Source organism: Streptomyces sp. NBC_00029 (genome assembly GCF_045160505.1).
Taxonomy (GTDB): domain Bacteria; phylum Actinomycetota; class Actinomycetes; order Streptomycetales; family Streptomycetaceae; genus Streptomyces.
In genome coordinates this window covers 1,601,440-1,616,753 of record NZ_CP108292.1, presented here as the reverse complement: position 1 = coordinate 1,616,753, position 15,314 = coordinate 1,601,440, and the positions used below count along the sequence as shown (strand labels likewise).

The following is a 15,314-nucleotide window of genomic DNA, read 5'->3' as shown; positions in this document are numbered from 1 at the left end:
GCGCCCTGCGGAGTCAGCCCATCGCGCGCATCCGGTGGATCTCGGCGCTCTGCGTGGCCACCACCTCGGTGGCCATTTCCTCGACCGCCACGTTGTTCCCGCCGGCCAGCGCCTCGCCGGCCATCTTCACGGCGCCCTCATGGTGGGCGGTCATCAGCGTGAGGAAGAGCCGGTCGAAGTCGGCACCGCGGGCCCCGGTCAGTTCCCCCAGCTGCTGCTCCGTCGCCATGCCCGGCATCGCGCCGTGGTCGTGGCCCTGCCCGTGCCCGCCGGAGCCCGCGGTCGCGGCCGGAGCGGGGGCCGGGTGGCGCGCCAACCACTTCTCCATCGCGCCGATTTCGGGTTTCTGTGCCGCTGTGATCCGCTCCGCCAGCCTCTTGACGCCGTCCGCCGCGGCGCGCTCCGGGGCCAGCGCGCTCATCGTCAGCGCCTGCTTGTGGTGTTCGATCATGCGCGAGACGTAGGCGTGGTCGGCGGCGTTCGGGCTGTCGTCCGGTTTCGCCTTCTCGGCCTCTTCCGGGGTGAGGTGACGGGCCTTCTCGCCCGGTCTGCCCGGCGCGACGATCGAGGCCCGTCCGTCGTCGGCCCGGTCCGACCCGTCGTCCCCCTGGCAGCCGGAGAGTGTCAGCAGGAGGCCGGCGGCCGCCACCACCGCGGCGAACCGGACGGGCCGGGGCGGTGAGGCCCGGTGACCCTTGAGGTCTTTTGCCATGTCCATGAAAAGGAAGATACTGCCGGGGTCCCGGTTCCGTTCCCCTGCGGGCGGAACCCATCGGGCTTCCATGGGAGGGCACAGTGACCTCGCTACACACCATGCGGGTGCGAAACGGGAGGGTGGGGGTGGCCGTCGCCGCGGCCGGACTCCTCGCCACGCTCCTGGCCGCCGGACCGGCGGCCGCCACCCCCGACCCGGGCGACTTATCGCCCGGAGGCGGAAACCGGCAGAGCGCGGGCCTCGCCGAGGGCGGGGAGCTCGCCCCGGGCGACATCCCCGGCCAGGACGAGATCGTGCACAGCGCCAACATCAAGCCCCTGGCCAACATCCCCAGCAGCGACCCCAACGGGATCAACACCGACCTGGCCTTCCAGGGCCGGTACGCCTACGCGGGCAACTACAACGGCTTCACCATCTACGACATCGCCAACCCCAAGGCACCGAAGACCGTCACCCAGGTGCTCTGCCCCGGCGGCCAGAACGACATCTCCGTCCACGGCGACCTGCTCTTCCTCTCCACCGACTCCTCGCGCAGCGACGACTCCTGCAACAGCGTCTCGCAGCCCGCCACGGAGAAGTCCTCGTGGGAGGGCATCAAGATCTTCGACATCAAGGACAAGAAGAACCCCCGCTACATCAAGTCCGTCGAGACCGCCTGTGGTTCCCACACCCACACCCTGGTGCCCGGCAACCGCGACATCTACCTGTACGTCGCCTCGTACTCCCCGAACGACGCCTTCCCCGACTGCAAGCCGCCGCACGACGGCATCTCGGTCGTGAAGGTCCCGAAGAAGGCGCCGACGAAGGCCGCGGTCGTAGGGTTCCCGGTGCTCTTCCCCGACGGCGGCAACCCGGGCGCGCCCACCAACCCCGGCGTCTCCAAGACCACCGGCTGCCACGACATCACCGTGCTGCCGTCGAAGGACCTGGCCGCCGGAGCCTGCATGGGCGACGGAATCCTCTTCGACATCAGCAGGCCCGAGCAGCCGCGGGTCATCGACCGGGTCCAGGACAATGTCAACTTCGCGTTCTGGCACTCCGCCACCTTCAACGAGCGGGCGAACAAGGTGGTGTTCACCGACGAACTGGGCGGCGGTGGCGGCGCCACCTGCAACGCGGCCACCGGTCCCGACCGCGGCGCCGACGGGATCTACGACATCACCGGCCGCGGGGACCAGCGCAAGCTCGCCTTCCGCAGCTACTTCAAGATCCCGCGCCACCAGGCCGACACCGAGAACTGCGTGGCCCACAACGGCTCGCTGATCCCGGTCGGCGGCGGCCGCGACATCATGGTGCAGGCCTGGTACCAGGGCGGCGTCTCCGTATGGGAGTTCACCGACTCCGCCCGGCCCAGGGAGATCGCGTACTTCGAGCGCGGACCGCTGACGACGGACCAGCTGGGACTCGGCGGTTCCTGGTCGGCCTACTACTACAACGGGCACATCTACTCGAACGACATCGTCAAGGGCCTCGACGTGCTCCGGATCGACGACCGGCGCACCGACAGCGCCACATGGGTGCGCATGGACCGGCTCAACGTGCAGACCCAGCCCGAGTACCGCTGACCTCAGGGGTGCGAGAGCTGTGAGGGAGGTGTTCCGCCGGGCGGCCCGCCGTCCGGCGGAACACCGAGCTCCCAGTCCAGCCCGTAGCGCTGGAACAGCTCGGCCCGCAGCCGGGCCACCGGCATCGGGGCGCCGGGCAGCAGGACCGCCACGACCGCGCCCATCAACAGGGCCCGCAGCAGCGGATAGTCGGTGTCCGGGTCCGCCGAGCCGTACCGGACGACGGTGTCCCGCAGCAGCTCCGCGAGCCGCTGCTGCTCGGGGCACTGGACGAAGCCTTCGGCCGTGAGGATGCCCGCCATGTGCGTGCGCATCAGCAGCGGTTCGTCCCGGGCGAGCCCCAGGACCGCGTCGACGGCACGCGCGAGCCGCTCGCGCCCGCAGTCGCTGCGGGGCTCCCGCTCCAGCGCGGCGTACAGGGTGAGGTGCATCAGCCGGTGCACCGCCGACTGCAGCAACTGCCGTTTGCCCGGGAAGTAGTACGAGACCAGGCCGCGTGCGGCGCCCGCCCGGTCGGCGATGTCGCCGAGCGTCGTGGCCTCGTAGCCGTGCTCGGCCACGAGTTCGACCGTGGACTGCAGCAGCCGCTCCCGGGAACGTCTGCGCAATTCTTCATTGACCGATGCGCTGCGCGGGGACATGCTTACTCCTGCGTTGACTGGCTCCGGGCCAATATACTCAGCGCACGGGGTCGCCTGCTCTGGGTGACACGGGGGATCATCCAGGGCAGGCACGCCGTACCCTCACCGCTCCACCGGGTCGCTTCCGCCTCTGCGGACGGGCACGCACACCGCGAGGGCCAGCACGGCCACTCCCAGGAGCCAGCCCGCCAGCACGTCCGACGCCCAGTGCACCCCGAGGTACACCCGGGTGAAGCCGACCCCGAGCACCGATACCAGGGCCACCGCCCAGGCGGCCGGCGCCCATGCCGGGGCCGGGCGGGGGAGCAGCCACAGCAGCAGCCCGCACACCACCGTCGCCGTCATGGCGTGGCCCGACGGGTAGGCCGCGTACTGCGCCGAGTCCACCGGATCCGACCACACCGGACGCTCCCGCCCCACCAGCGCCTTCAGTCCCTGCTGCACTGCGGAGGCGGCCAGCGTCGCCAGGGCCACTCTCAGCGCCCTCACCCGCTCGCCCCGCCACCACAGCAGGACGCAGGCGGTGAACGCCAGGGCCCGCATGGTCCAGGGGTCCCACACCCAGTCGCTGAGCACCCGCATGAGATGCGTGAAGCCCGGATGGGTGAGCGCGTGGGCGTGCAGGTCCCGCGCGACCCGGACGTCGTACGCGAGCAGTGGCGGCCACCCCGCCACCACCAGCGCCGTCAGGACCGCCGCGAGCAGGGCGCAGCCGATGCCGGCCCACCGCAAGTGATCGTTCCGCATGGTGAGATCCTTGCACCGTCGCCCTCCTGGCGGCGTCGAGGAGCGCCGGGGCGCGCACTACGCGAGGGCGCTCAGCCCCGGTACGAAGGCCACCACCAGCGGGATCGCCGGGACCAGCGTGGCCAGTGCCGTCAGCCGCAGCCGGCGGCCCGGGGACAGCCGGGGCGCCGCCGACAGCAGCCTGCGCACCCGCTGCGGCACGTGCGCGTGCTCGGTCGAGGAGGTCCCGAAGACCCCGCGGTCCTCGTTGAGCCCGACCAGCGCCAGCGCGATCGTCAGCCGTCCGAACCGCCGCGAGGCCACGTCGTCGGCGGCCATCTCCACCAGCCGGTGCATCTCCGCCTCGAAGGCGGCGAAGACCGGCACCTGCGGGAAGCCCCGGGACAGTGCCCGCGAGCAGTGCAGCAGCCAGTCGTGCCGGGCCGCCGCGTGTCCCTGCTCGTGCGCCAGCACCGCGTCCAGCTGGCTGCCCTTCAGCCGGCCCAGCGCCGCCGTCGTGACCACCAGCTGCGGGGCCGCCCCCGGCAGCCACCAGGCGTCCGGCCGGGGACCCTCCAGTACGACGAGCCGCGCGCCCGCCGGGTCCTCCCCGGGCAGCAGGGGGGCCCGTACCAGCAGTTCGCTGCCCTGCGCACGCCGCCGGGCCCGCGCCCGCAGCACCTCACCGGTCAGCATCGCCGCGGTCCACAGCCCGCCGCCCGCCAGCGCGAGCGCGGTCACGGCGGCCCAGGGCCCGCCGGACGTGCCCAGCGCGTAGGCCTCGATCACCCCGTGCGGGGCGGCGGCGAAGAGCCGGCCCCGGACCGCCTGCCAGGCGGCCGCCGCGCTCAGCAGCATCGACAGCCCGAAGCACAGGAGCACCGCACCGACCACGCACTGCCACACCCACAGGGCGACGACCGGCTCGCGCTCGGGCCATCGGGCCCGGGCCAGCAGACGGGGGGCGAGCACCGCGGTCAGGGCGCCGAGCAACAGGAGGGCGGCGGGGACCATCATGGTCGCCAGCCTATGAGCGCGGGACTACCTGCGGGTACGCCCTCGGAACATTGGTGACGCAGGACACGTCCCCGGGCGCCGTCACATCGCGAGCAGCATGGCCAACATCCCCATTCCCATGGCGAGTCGGCAGGCGCCGATGAGTTCACCGGGTCCACCGGGCCCCGCGGCCGCCCGGTGCCCGGCGCCCGCCCCGGGGGGCAGCGGTCCGCCCGCGGTGATCAGCCGGGTCCCGCCGAGCATCACGTAGCCGGCGTAGTAGAGGAGCAGCGCCCCGGTCAGCAGCGGCAGCCCGGCCCCCTGCTCGTGCCCCTGTCCCGGCTCGTGCCCCAGCCCGGGTCCGGACAAGGGGCCGGCCATCAGGGTCATGTAGACCATCGTCAGCGAGCCCACCAGGTGGTGCGCGTGGTGCACTCCGCCCCGCAGCATCCACAGGGCGTGCAGGGCCGCGCCGCAGAAGACCACAGCCAGCACGGGAAGCCGCCACCCGTCCTCGCGCCCGATCGGCACGGCCATCAGGGCCATCCCGAACCCCATCACCGCCTCCCCGGCGGCCCCGCCCGAACCGCCCGCCCTGCGCAGGCAGTAGGCGCCGCTGACCGCGCACAGCAGCACCAGCAGCCAGGAGGGGACGGAGCTCGCGAGGGACGTGGCGGAACCGTGCACGGCGGAACCTCCCGGTTCGTCGGCGTCACGGGGAGAGATGCCCCTCTCACGGCACCCTCACGCGGCTCCGGGATACGCTCTCACTGCCCTTCCCGGCATGTCATATGCCACCGCACCGAACGGAGCTGCCGATGTCGACCGCCCAGCCTGCCGCCCTGAGTTTCCGCAGCGCCGTGGAGACGGACGTACCGGAACTGGTGGTCCTCGTCGAGTCCGCCTACCGCGGGGAGGCGAGCCGGGCCGGCTGGACCACCGAGGCCGACTACCTGGACGGTCAGCGCACCGACCCGGACGGGGTCCGCGCCGTCATCGACGGCCCCGACGGGGTCCTGCTCGTCGTCGAGCGCGCGGGCGAACTCGTCGCCTGCTGCCAGCTCGAACACCGCGACGACCACGTCTACTTCGGGATGTTCGCCGTCCGCCCCGGGCTCCAGGGCGCGGGCCTCGGCAAGGAGATCCTGGCCGAGGCCGAGCGCCGCGCCCGCGAGACGTGGGGCGCCAAGGAGATGCGGATGACGGTGGTCAACGTACGGGAGGACCTCATCGCCTACTACGTGCGCCGCGGCTACCGGCGCACCGGCGACCTCAGCCCCTTCCCCTACGGTGACGAGCGTTTCGGCGTCCCGCTCCGCGACGACCTGGCCTTCGAACTGCTGGTCAAGTCGCTCTGAGGCGGAACCCGGCCCCCGTCAGGCGGTGAAGCGGCCCGTGCTGCGGATCTCCGGGAAGTCCGTGGCCGCGCCGTCCAGCCCGAGCGCCCGCGCGAGCCGCAGCCGGTCCAGGGTGTCGACCGCCCTGCCCGTCACGCGCAGGCCGGCCGCGTGCGCCGCCTCCACCGCCTCCAGGCTGAGCCGCTCGACGTCCACCGCGACGCTCGCGGCGCCGGCGGCCAGCGCCCGGTCCACGACGGAACCGGCTTCGCCGACGGGGGAGTCCGCGTACAGGGCGGTCCGTACGCCGGGCACCAGCCGGGCCGTCTCCGCGAGCACGTCCTCCCGGGTGGAGGCCACCTCGACCCGGGAGGTCAGATCGCGCCGCAGGATCAGCTCCGCGAGCACCGCGGCGGTGGCCCGGTCGGTGACGAAGGCCTGCAGCGGCACCCGGACGGCGTCCAGCACCTCCTCCAGGACCGGTACGCGCTCGCCCTGACCGGCGTCCAGCTCGCGCAGCTCGGCCAGGGTCAGATCGGCGACGGCCCCCGAGCCGTCGGTGGTCCGGTCCACCTCGGGGTCGTGCACGGCGACGAGGGCTCCGTCCTTGCTCAGACGCAGCTCCAGAGCGATGACGTCCATGCCGCAACGTTCCGCTCGGAGGTAGGACCGCAAGGTGTTCTCCGGTTCGACACCCATGACCCCGCGGTGACCGATGGTGAGGAAAGTCAAGGTTCTCTCGCTTCCGTCGACGGCGGCTCCCCGCGCGGCTGCGGTGTCCCTACCGGCCGCGCGCGATGAGGTCGCATGCTAGTGCGCCGCGGGTGCGAAGGGACCGGGCGTGCACGGCCCCGCGGGAGCGCCCCGGCCGCTTCCCGCCAGGGTTGTGCGCCCCGTCGGGGCCGGTGCCGCGCGTGGCGCGTCACCCGGGCGTGGGCGCGTCCCCACCGGCTTGACGACCCTGCTCCTGGGGGGCATCCGCAAGCCCGTCCAGGTCGGTGAGCAGGGCCTCGGCGAGGTCCAGTTCGGCCAGGTGCTGCCGCTCGCTCCAGCGCAGCGCCAGGGTCGGGAAGGTCCATTCCGGTACGCCGCCCGCGTGCTCCATGGCCTCCCGTACGGAGGCCAGTTCGCCCCGAGTGCGCTCCACGTGCTCCTCGACCATCGCGCGCAGCCGTTCCGGCTCCGCCAGATGGCCGAGCCAGATCCGCAGCAGCAGCCCGTGCTTGAGCACCGGGGGCCCGGCCTCGGTGGTGTCGGCGGCCCAGCCGGCCAGCGCCCCGCGCCCGGCGTCGGTGATCGCGTAGCGCCGCTTGGCCCGGGCCTCCTCGGGTCCGGAGCGCGCGGAGGCCGCGTAGCCGAGTTCCTCCAGACGGCGCAGCTCCGCGTAGATCTGGCTGATGGCCGGTGACCAGTAGAAGAAGCGCAGGGAGGAGTCCGCCCACTTCTTCAGCTCGTAGCCGGTCCGCTCGCCGGGGAAGGAGAGCAGGCCCAGGACGGCCCACGCGGTCGGCGGAAGCTCTTGCTTCTTCGCCTCCTGACTATTAGTCATATTTCTTATTGAAGTGAGGCCGGGTACGCGACGCAACCCTGGAGGCACAGTGAAATTCTCCGTGATCTTCGAAGCTCAGCTTGCCGACCCGACGGCGGAGCGGGAGCACCAGGTCATCCGCGACTGCGTCGAGCAGGCCGTACTGGCCGAACGCATGGGATTCGACCGGATCTGGGCGGTCGAACACCACTCGCTGAAGTGGTACGCGCACATGAGCGCTCCCGAGGTCTTCCTGAGTTTCGTCGCCGCCAGGACGAGCACGATACGCATCGGGCACGGCGTCGTGTGCATGCCCTTCAACTTCAACCATCCGGTGCGGGTCGCCGAACGGGCGGCCATGCTCGACCTGCTCTCGGGAGGGCGCCTGGACCTCGGGGCCGGACGCGGGGGCACCGAGCAGGAGACCTCGCTGTGCGGGGTGGACCGGGAGCGCACCACGGCCGAGGTCGAGGAGGCCCTGCGGATCATCGGCAGGGCCTGGCAGGAGGAGGAGCTGGAGTACCACGGCGAGCTGATCGACATCGACCCGCACCCGATCCTGCCGCGACCGCGGCAGACCCCTCATCCGCCGCTGTTCCTGGCGTGCAGCCGGGGCGAGACCCTGGTCCAGGCGGCCGAGCTGGGGATCGGGGCGCTGGTGATGGGCTTCGCCGGTCCCGGGTCCATCGCGGACATGCGCTCCGTCTACGACGCGGCGATCGCCGGGCGCGACGGCAGCCGCTTCGTGTCCACCGTGGTCAACGACCACTTCTCCGTGCTGTGCCCGACCATCGTGCTCGACGACCGGGAGGAGGCGCGCCGGATCGGCACCCGGGGCCAGCGGTTCTTCGCCCAGTCCATCGGCCACTGGTACGGCGGGGCCGGCATCCCGGACGAGGCCGTGGTCGCGGGAGCCGACGAGGCTGCGGAGATGCGCCGGGCCGCCGAGCAGGTGGTGGCCCGGCTGCACGAGCTGGACATCCCGGTGCGGCCGACCTCGACGGCCACCTTCAACGCCGACCACGCCTACGGGACCGCCGACGACGCCATCGCCTACGTGGAGCGACTTCGGGAGGCCGGCGCCGACGAGGTCATGTGTCTGATCCAGATGGGCACGGTGGAGCAGGAGGCCTGCCTGGAGACCTTGCGGCAGTGGGGCGAAAAGGTCATTCCACACTTCCGGGGCGTGTGATGTGCGCCTCCACCGTCTCCCGGGATCCGCCCGCCCCGGCCGGGCCGGGATCCGGCCACGAGCCGGGGAAGCCTTGGCGCAATTGGGCGGAGTGATCGGTTCCGCGGCCACGAACGGGAAGACTTCCGGCGAAGGAGGGGGTGACGCAGGATAATTTCCCGAGTTCCCTCTTGAGCGGAAGAGCCTCGCACGCATACGCTGCCCATACGTGAGGTTCTCCTGTGGAGGAAGTGACATGACGGAAACTCTTGTGCCCGGTACCGACGGCGCCGTGATAACCGCCGGAGCGCGGGTGGTCGACCACCCCGCGTGGGCCGAGCTCAAGGCCGCCGTGGAGGAGATCCGGCCCTGGCAGGCCAAGGACGGCTCCATCGACTTCGAGGTCGAGGGTGCGCACGGCCGCGCCACCGTCCTGGCCGCCGTGGAGCGCGTGATCACGGCCGTCGAGACGCTGTCGCCGCTGCTCCCGCACGGAGCCGCGTACCACCGCGCCCTCGTCGCCGACCTGCGCAAGTGGGCCGCGGACGACTTCAAGGTGCCGGACTTCCTCGACTCCCTGCTGGCCTTCCACCCGGCCGCCGAGCGCGCCGACGGGCTCCAGCACCTCGTCGTCTTCCCCATGTACACCCAGAACGGCAACCTGGACCGCAACCTGGAAGCCGTCGTGCTCAAGATGGTGTGGCCCGAGTGGCTCGCCGAGCTGGAGCGCACCCGGTACGACAACCCGCTCTTCCTCGGCATCACCTTCGAGGACTTCACCCCGGGCTACGACACCCACTCCGCGGTGCTCTTCCCGGAGACCATCGCCGTGCGCGAGGCACCCGAGCGCTTCACCTGGGGCGGCATCTTCTGCGACCGCGAGGCCGCCCGCTACCGCAAGGTGACCGAGGCCGCCGTCGACATCCTGGGCATCGACCTGCCCGAGGACATCGCCCGCATGGTCGAGGACCAGGAGCGCTGCGAGAAGGCCTTCGTCCTGTGGGACATGGTCCACGACCGCACCCACAGCCACGGCGACCTGCCGTTCGACCCCTTCATGATCAAGCAGCGCCAGCCGTTCTGGATGTACGGCCTGGAGGAGCTGCGCTGCGACCTCACCGCCTTCAAGGAGGCCGTGAAGCTGGAGTCCGAGGGCAACGAGCACGGCCGCGACGTGCAGTACGCCGTCCTCTTCGACCGGATGTTCCGCTTCCCGGTCTCCGGCGACCGCAACCGCAACTACGACGGCCTCGGCGGCCAGCTGCTCTTCGCCTACCTCCACAAGCACGACGTCGTGCGCTGGACGGACAACAAGCTGAAGATCGACTGGATGCGCGCCCCGCAGGTCACCAACCAGCTGTGCGCCGAGATCGAGGACCTCTACCGGGCCGGCATCGACCGCCCGAAGCTCGTCCACTGGTTCAAGGCCTACGAGCTGGTCTCCACCTACCTCGCCCCGCACCCGGGTTCCAAGTGGGCCAAGGGCCCCGACGCCCTGGACATGACGCAGCCGCCGCGCAAGCTCGTGGACGACGTGCTTCCGGACGAGTTTCCGCTCAGCATGTTCTTTGAGGCGCTCGCCAAGAAGCTCAAGGGAGTGATCGCCTCCACGAAGGGCATCACCGCCCTGAATGCCGAGCAGGCCGAGCGAGTCGCCGCGTGAGCACTCGCCCACAGGAGGCTGCACAGATGAACGGCTCCGGGAACGGCAACGGAAAGCTGCACGGAGCGGTGGTGGCGGTGGCCGGGGCCGGCGGGCCCGCCGGCCGCGCCACCCTGCTCCGCCTCGCCGAGGCGGGCGCCGTGGTCATCGCGTCCGACGCCGATCCGGCGCGGCTCGCGGAGGCCGTGGACGCGGCGCGCTACGCCCACGGTGGCGCCACCATCACCGGTGACACCGTGGACCTGCTCGACCTGGACGCCACCAAGGCCTGGGCCGAGCAGACCGAGAAGGAATTCGGCCGGATCGACGGCCTGGTCCACCTCGTCGGCGGCTGGCGCGGCAGCAAGACCTTCACCGACAGCGACCTCGCGGACTGGACCTTCCTGGAGAAGCTCCTCATCCGCACGGTCCAGCACACCTCGCTGGCCTTCCACGACGGGCTGCTGCGCAGCGACCGCGGCCGCTACGTGCTGATCAGCCAGTCCGGGGCGCACAAGCCGGTCGCCAACAACGCCGCGTACAACGCGGGCAAGGCGGCCGCCGAGGCGTGGACCCTGGCGATGGCGGACTCCTTCCGCAAGGCGGGGGGTGACGAGGGCCCCGCGGCGGCAGCTGCGATCCTGGTCATCAAGGCACTGGTGCACGACGCGATGCGCGCCGAGCGTCCCAATGCGAAGTTCGCGGGCTTCACCGACGTGACGGAGCTGGCCGAGGCCATCGCCGGCGTCTGGGAGCGGCCCGCAATCGATGTGAACGGACAGCGTCTGTGGCTCACTCCGCAACCGTGAGAACCGGAACCGAGGCCGGGAGGACCGACGCCCGGCGCCACCACGACCCGGCGGTGCGAGGTTTCGCGAGCGACAACTACGCGGGAGTGCACCCGGAGGTCCTGGCGGCCATCGCGCTCGCCAACGGCGGCCACCAGGTCGCCTACGGCGAGGACGACTACACCGAGCACCTGCAGAAGGTCATCCGCAGCCACTTCGGCCCCTATGCGGAGGCCTTCCCGGTCTTCAACGGCACCGGCGCGAACGTCACCGCCCTCCAGGCGATGACGGACCGCTGGGGCGCGGTGATCTGCGCCAAGAGCGCCCACATCAACGTGGACGAGGGCGGCGCACCGGAGCGGATGGCGGGCCTCAAGCTGCTCGCGGTCCCGACCCCGGACGGCAAGCTCACCCCCGAGCTGATCGACCAGGAGGCCTGGGGCTTCGAGGACGAGCACCGGGCGATGCCGCAGGTCGTGTCGATCACCCAGAACACCGAGCTGGGCACGGTCTACACCCCGGACGAGATCCGGGCGATCTGCGAGCACGCCCACGGGCTCGGCATGAAGGTGCACCTCGACGGCGCCCGCATAGCCAATGCCGCGGCCTCGCTCGACGTGCCGATGCGCGCCTTCACGAACGCGGTCGGCGTGGACGTGCTGTCGTACGGCGGCACGAAGAACGGCATGATGTTCGGCGAAGCCGTGGTGGTGCTCAACCCGGACGCGGTCCGGCAGATGAAGCACATCCGCAAGATGTCGATGCAGCTCGCGTCCAAGATGCGGTTCGTGTCGGTGCAGCTGGAGGCCCTGCTCGCCAAGGACCTGTGGCTGCGCAACGCCCGCCAGGCCAACGCGATGGCGCAGCGGCTCGCCGCCGGCGTGCGCGAGACGGACGGCGTGGAGATCCTCTACCCGGTGCAGGCGAACGCGGTGTTCGCGCGACTGCCGCACGAGGTCTCGCGGCGACTGCAGAAGCGTTTCCGCTTCTACTTCTGGGACGAGGCCGCGGGCGACGTCCGCTGGATGTGCGGCTATGACACCCAGGAAGAGGACGTGGACGCCTTCCTCCAGGCGCTGAAGGAAGAGCTGGCCCGCTAGACGGCCAGCACGGCACAGATCTGCATAGCTATACCCCCGACCGGAAATCTATGGATTTCCGGTCGGGGGTTTGCCTATGCTCCGGCCATGCAGCTGACCCAGCAGAACCCTGACATCCACGCCTACTTGGCGTCCGACGAGGCGATTGACCACTGGCATCCGGGCGTACAGGACACCGCCGACGCCCTCTGGTCCACCACCGGAGACGCATACTCATACGCCAAGGCCGCCTTCGGGTTCGTCCGCGACACCATCCCGCACTCCGCCGATTCCGGCGACCTGCGCGTCACCTGGCGGGCGTCCGACGTCCTCGCGACGCGCAACGGCATCTGCCACGCCAAGTCCCACGCCCTCGTCGCCCTGCTGCGCGCCCAGGGCATCCCCGGGGCGCTGTGCTACCAGCGCCTCACCGAGGACGACGGGACCGAGCCCCTCGTGCACGGGTTGATCGCCCTGCGGCTGCCCGGCAGTGCGCGCTGGTCCCGCCTTGACCCGCGCGGCAACAAGCCCGGTGTGGACGCCCGGTTCGACCTCGACCACGAGCGGCTGGCCTTCCCCGTACGCCCGGAACTCGGCGAGATCGACTACCCGGAGCTCCACGCCCGCCCGCACCCGGCCGTGCTCAAGGCCCTTCGGGAGTCCGTCGACCGGCCGCAGTTGTGGCGGAACCTGCCGACGGCCCTGTAGATCCGGTGGATCCGGTGGATCCGGTGGATCCGGCGCGGGCGGGCCGTGCGGGCCCCCGCGGCGACGTCAGGGCGTGCAGCAGTGCCGCCGCGAGCAGCAGAGCGGCGATCCCGGTCAGCAGCGCCGCCGCGGGCGCGCCGGCCGCGATGCCCACCAGGGCGGCCCCGGCCGACGCGGCCGTCAGCTTCAGTCCCGCCCCCAGGGTGAACACCTGCGTCCGCGCCCCGTCCGGCGCGTACTCCGAGCGGATCCGCAGCGTGGCCGTCAGCAGCGGCCCGTCGCATATCCCGGCCAGCGCGAACAGCACCGCCGTCACGGCCATCGAGGGGGCGAAGGCGGCCGCCGCCAGGGCCACCCCGGTCCCGGCCAGCGCCCACCGCACCAGCCGGTCCGGCGCCACGGACGTGACCCGGCCCAGCGTGAGCGAGCCGCCGAGCGCGCCCACCGCAAAGGCCGTCATCAGCACGCCCCCACCGCCCGGACTGCCGAGTTCGGTCGCAAGCAGCACCGAGACGGTGGTGAGCGAGCCGATGCCGACGAAGGCCAGGGTCGTGGCCGAGGTGACGGCCCGCAGTTCGCGGACCCGCCACAGGGCCGCGAGCCCCGCACCCAGGCCGGCCCGGGGCGCGTCGGGAGCCGGGCCCGCGCCCTGGCCCCCGTACGGGAGGGTTGCCGCCAGCACCGCCGCGAGTGCTCCGGACGCCGCCAGGACGGCCATCGCGGGCCCGGCCGAGCCGAGGGCCGTGACCAGGCCGACGGCCGCGGGCGCGGTGACGGCGGCGGCGTTGTAGGTCGCGGCGTCCCAGCCGTACGCCCGGTCGCGCCCGGGCCCCGCCGCGACGAGGCCGGTGACCAGACTGGACAGTCCGCCGGTCACCATCGGCCCGCAGGAGCCGCCGAGCACCGCCACGGCCAGCACCAGCGGGACGGGGGCCCGGCCGAGCAGGGCGGTCAGCGCAGCCACCGCCGCCGCGAACCCGGCCAGGGCGCCGACGTGGAACAGCCGCGGCCGGCGGCTGCGGGCCGCCGCGGCGCCCGCGAGCGGAGCCGCCAGGACGTGCGGGGCCAACCAGGCCGTCAGTACGAACGCCCCGTGCGCGGCGCTCCCGGTGCGCTCCAACGCGAGCAGCACCACGGCCATGCCCATGCCCTCAGAGGCGATCCGTGCGGCCAGCGCCGCGGCCAGGTACCGCCCGAATCCGCCCATGCGACCCCTCCCCGACAGGATGTAACGTCATAGACGCCCAAGACGTTACGTCATGCGGGTGTACGGCGAAAGGACATGAGGATGGGGGATCCCCGGGGCGGCTTCTCGGCGGCCCGGCGGCTGGTCGACGTGGCCGAGGCGGTCCGCACGGCCCCCGAACTGCCGCGCGCCGCGCTCGCGGAACTGCTCGCCGGGCACGGGGAGCGCCCCGCCGACCTGACCGAGGAGGCGTTTCCCGAGACGGCCGCCGCCGAACTGCGCTCCGCGGCACGGCAGATGGCGGCGGTGCTCGGGGAGGGCGACGAGGACCGCGCCGCCGAGGCCCTGAACGCGCTGTTCGAGGAGTGCGGCACCCGGCCCCGGCTCACCCGGCACGACGGCCACCCCTGGCACCTGCACGTCGACCGGGGCGAGGGGGCCGGCTGGGGCGACTGGTTCCTGGCCTCGGGCGCCCTCGCACTCGCCCAACTGCTCACCGAGCACGGGCGGATCGCTTGGGGGGCCTGCGCCGCCGCGGGCTGCGGACGCTTCTTCCTCGCCACCGGGCCGGGCAGCGCGCGCCGCTACTGCTCCGGCAGCTGCGCCACGCGGGCCCGGGTCGCCGCGCACCGCCGCCGGAAACGGGAGCAGGAACGAGGGAGCCCCCGACCCGCGCCGACAACCCGGACCGAGTCCGGGGCCCTTCGATCCGTCAAGCCCCGAGATGCAGGGGCATGACGCGCCGGGGGCCGGCGAGGCGTACTGGAGGGGTCGTCCCATTCCCCGTCAAGAGGAGAACCACCATGACCCGCCCCTTTCGGATCCGCCGCCTCGCCCTGCTCACCGCCTCGACCGCCGTCGTCGCGGGCGGCGTGCTGGTGCCCACGACCGCCTTCGCCGCCACCCCGGCGACGCCGCACGCGGTCGCGCAGGACAGCGCCGACGACGGCAACAGGTCCAACCTGATGTGGATCGGCCCGCCCGGCAGCGGAAGCCTCTTCGACCGCTCCCCGGGATCGGGCGTGCCCGACAGCGAGTCGCCGGCCGAAGAGGCGCCCCCCGGCGACTTCGCCAACATTCCCGGCGAGTCGGACAGCCCCTTCTTCACCCGCCCCGGGCACCCGCACTGGAAGCCGCAGTGGCAGTGCTTCGCCGCCCCGTGCGAGCCGCCCAGCGTGTGGCGCTGATCGCGCCGCGACGTCGGCCGCCGGAACCCTCTCCGGGTTCCGGCG

General features: G+C 72.3%; 17 protein-coding genes. 9 read left to right on the top strand and 8 right to left on the bottom strand.

What is annotated here, in order from left to right:
- Positions 1–13 precede the first annotated feature (13 nt).
- A complete protein-coding gene (locus OG753_RS08050) occupies positions 14–718 on the bottom strand; it encodes a DUF305 domain-containing protein (protein WP_405787849.1) in 705 nt (234 codons plus the stop codon).
- Positions 719–813: 95 nt separating this feature from the next.
- On the opposite strand from OG753_RS08050, the gene OG753_RS08045 reads away from it, so the two are divergent.
- Entirely contained in the window at positions 814–2,280 is a 1,467-nt protein-coding gene (locus OG753_RS08045) for a hypothetical protein (protein ID WP_327261109.1), read from the top strand.
- A 2-nt stretch (positions 2,281–2,282) separates the two neighbouring features.
- Here OG753_RS08045 and OG753_RS08040 read toward each other — a convergent pair whose 3' ends face one another.
- The 4 genes from OG753_RS08040 to OG753_RS08025 form a co-directional block, all read right to left on the bottom strand.
- Positions 2,283–2,921, bottom strand: a complete 639-nt coding sequence (locus OG753_RS08040; protein ID WP_327261108.1) for a helix-turn-helix domain-containing protein — start codon at positions 2,919–2,921, stop codon at positions 2,283–2,285.
- 102 nt (positions 2,922–3,023) lie between these two features.
- On the bottom strand, positions 3,024–3,668 hold the full coding sequence (locus tag OG753_RS08035) for a phosphatase PAP2 family protein (RefSeq protein ID WP_327261107.1): 645 nt from the start codon (positions 3,666–3,668) through the stop codon (positions 3,024–3,026).
- A 57-nt stretch (positions 3,669–3,725) separates the two neighbouring features.
- Positions 3,726–4,664, bottom strand: a complete 939-nt coding sequence (locus OG753_RS08030) for a M48 family metalloprotease (RefSeq protein ID WP_327261106.1) — start codon at positions 4,662–4,664, stop codon at positions 3,726–3,728.
- A gap of 81 nt (positions 4,665–4,745) precedes the next feature.
- Positions 4,746–5,330 (bottom strand): DUF5134 domain-containing protein, encoded by a 585-nt coding sequence (locus OG753_RS08025; protein ID WP_405787846.1) that lies wholly within the window; start codon positions 5,328–5,330, stop codon positions 4,746–4,748.
- Between the two features lie 131 nt (positions 5,331–5,461).
- Here OG753_RS08025 and OG753_RS08020 point away from each other — a divergent pair, with 131 nt between their 5' ends.
- Positions 5,462–6,001 carry a GNAT family N-acetyltransferase gene (locus OG753_RS08020; protein ID WP_327261104.1) on the top strand — a complete coding sequence of 180 codons (540 nt, stop codon included), beginning with the start codon at positions 5,462–5,464 and terminating at the stop codon, positions 5,999–6,001.
- Positions 6,002–6,019: 18 nt separating this feature from the next.
- Here the strand turns inward: OG753_RS08020 and OG753_RS08015 are convergent, their stop codons facing one another.
- Both OG753_RS08015 and OG753_RS08010 read right to left on the bottom strand, forming a co-directional pair.
- Entirely contained in the window at positions 6,020–6,712 is a 693-nt protein-coding gene (locus OG753_RS08015; protein ID WP_405787844.1) for a glycerophosphodiester phosphodiesterase, read from the bottom strand.
- A gap of 190 nt (positions 6,713–6,902) precedes the next feature.
- Positions 6,903–7,529, bottom strand: a complete 627-nt coding sequence (locus OG753_RS08010) for a helix-turn-helix transcriptional regulator (protein WP_405787842.1) — start codon at positions 7,527–7,529, stop codon at positions 6,903–6,905.
- Between the two features lie 49 nt (positions 7,530–7,578).
- On the opposite strand from OG753_RS08010, the gene OG753_RS08005 reads away from it, so the two are divergent.
- The 5 genes from OG753_RS08005 (at position 7,579) to OG753_RS07985 (ending at position 12,896) form a co-directional block, all read left to right on the top strand.
- Complete coding sequence (locus OG753_RS08005; protein WP_327261101.1) at positions 7,579–8,700, top strand: LLM class flavin-dependent oxidoreductase; 1,122 nt, start codon at positions 7,579–7,581, stop codon at positions 8,698–8,700.
- A 235-nt stretch (positions 8,701–8,935) separates the two neighbouring features.
- Positions 8,936–10,342: a DUF6421 family protein gene (locus OG753_RS08000; RefSeq protein ID WP_383191808.1), complete on the top strand. Its 1,407-nt coding sequence runs from the start codon at positions 8,936–8,938 to the stop codon at positions 10,340–10,342.
- A 26-nt stretch (positions 10,343–10,368) separates the two neighbouring features.
- The gene (locus OG753_RS07995) at positions 10,369–11,130 is read left to right on the top strand and encodes an SDR family NAD(P)-dependent oxidoreductase (protein ID WP_327261099.1); all 762 of its coding nucleotides are present in this window, start codon (positions 10,369–10,371) and stop codon (positions 11,128–11,130) included.
- Positions 11,109–12,209 (top strand): threonine aldolase family protein, encoded by a 1,101-nt coding sequence (locus OG753_RS07990; protein WP_405787839.1) that lies wholly within the window; start codon positions 11,109–11,111, stop codon positions 12,207–12,209. Before OG753_RS07995 ends, OG753_RS07990 begins: the two co-directional genes overlap by 22 nt.
- A gap of 87 nt (positions 12,210–12,296) precedes the next feature.
- On the top strand, positions 12,297–12,896 hold the full coding sequence (locus OG753_RS07985) for a transglutaminase family protein (protein ID WP_405787837.1): 600 nt from the start codon (positions 12,297–12,299) through the stop codon (positions 12,894–12,896).
- Here OG753_RS07985 and OG753_RS07980 read toward each other — a convergent pair.
- Positions 12,832–14,103 carry an MFS transporter gene (locus tag OG753_RS07980; RefSeq protein WP_405787835.1) on the bottom strand — a complete coding sequence of 424 codons (1,272 nt, stop codon included), beginning with the start codon at positions 14,101–14,103 and terminating at the stop codon, positions 12,832–12,834. The two genes, OG753_RS07985 and OG753_RS07980, sit on opposite strands and share 65 nt — an antisense overlap.
- 81 nt (positions 14,104–14,184) lie before the next feature.
- Between OG753_RS07980 and OG753_RS07975 the strand changes: the two genes are divergently transcribed.
- Entirely contained in the window at positions 14,185–14,820 is a 636-nt protein-coding gene (locus OG753_RS07975; RefSeq protein ID WP_405787834.1) for a CGNR zinc finger domain-containing protein, read from the top strand.
- Between the two features lie 65 nt (positions 14,821–14,885).
- Entirely contained in the window at positions 14,886–15,269 is a 384-nt protein-coding gene (locus OG753_RS07970) for a hypothetical protein (protein WP_405787832.1), read from the top strand.
- Positions 15,270–15,314: the final 45 nt, after the last annotated feature.

Coding starts and splice junctions, on each gene's coding strand:
- OG753_RS08050 (WP_405787849.1), bottom strand. CDS start 718: ATGGACATGGCAAAAGACCTCAAGGGTCACCGGGCCTCACCGCCCCGG.
- OG753_RS08045 (WP_327261109.1), top strand. CDS start 814: ATGCGGGTGCGAAACGGGAGGGTGGGGGTGGCCGTCGCCGCGGCCGGA.
- OG753_RS08040 (WP_327261108.1), bottom strand. CDS start 2,921: ATGTCCCCGCGCAGCGCATCGGTCAATGAAGAATTGCGCAGACGTTCC.
- OG753_RS08035 (WP_327261107.1), bottom strand. CDS start 3,668: ATGCGGAACGATCACTTGCGGTGGGCCGGCATCGGCTGCGCCCTGCTC.
- OG753_RS08030 (WP_327261106.1), bottom strand. CDS start 4,664: ATGATGGTCCCCGCCGCCCTCCTGTTGCTCGGCGCCCTGACCGCGGTG.
- OG753_RS08020 (WP_327261104.1), top strand. CDS start 5,462: ATGTCGACCGCCCAGCCTGCCGCCCTGAGTTTCCGCAGCGCCGTGGAG.
- OG753_RS08010 (WP_405787842.1), bottom strand. CDS start 7,529: ATGACTAATAGTCAGGAGGCGAAGAAGCAAGAGCTTCCGCCGACCGCG.
- OG753_RS08000 (WP_383191808.1), top strand. CDS start 8,936: ATGACGGAAACTCTTGTGCCCGGTACCGACGGCGCCGTGATAACCGCC.
- OG753_RS07995 (WP_327261099.1), top strand. CDS start 10,369: ATGAACGGCTCCGGGAACGGCAACGGAAAGCTGCACGGAGCGGTGGTG.
- OG753_RS07985 (WP_405787837.1), top strand. CDS start 12,297: ATGCAGCTGACCCAGCAGAACCCTGACATCCACGCCTACTTGGCGTCC.
- OG753_RS07980 (WP_405787835.1), bottom strand. CDS start 14,103: ATGGGCGGATTCGGGCGGTACCTGGCCGCGGCGCTGGCCGCACGGATC.
- OG753_RS07975 (WP_405787834.1), top strand. CDS start 14,185: ATGGGGGATCCCCGGGGCGGCTTCTCGGCGGCCCGGCGGCTGGTCGAC.
- OG753_RS07970 (WP_405787832.1), top strand. CDS start 14,886: ATGACCCGCCCCTTTCGGATCCGCCGCCTCGCCCTGCTCACCGCCTCG.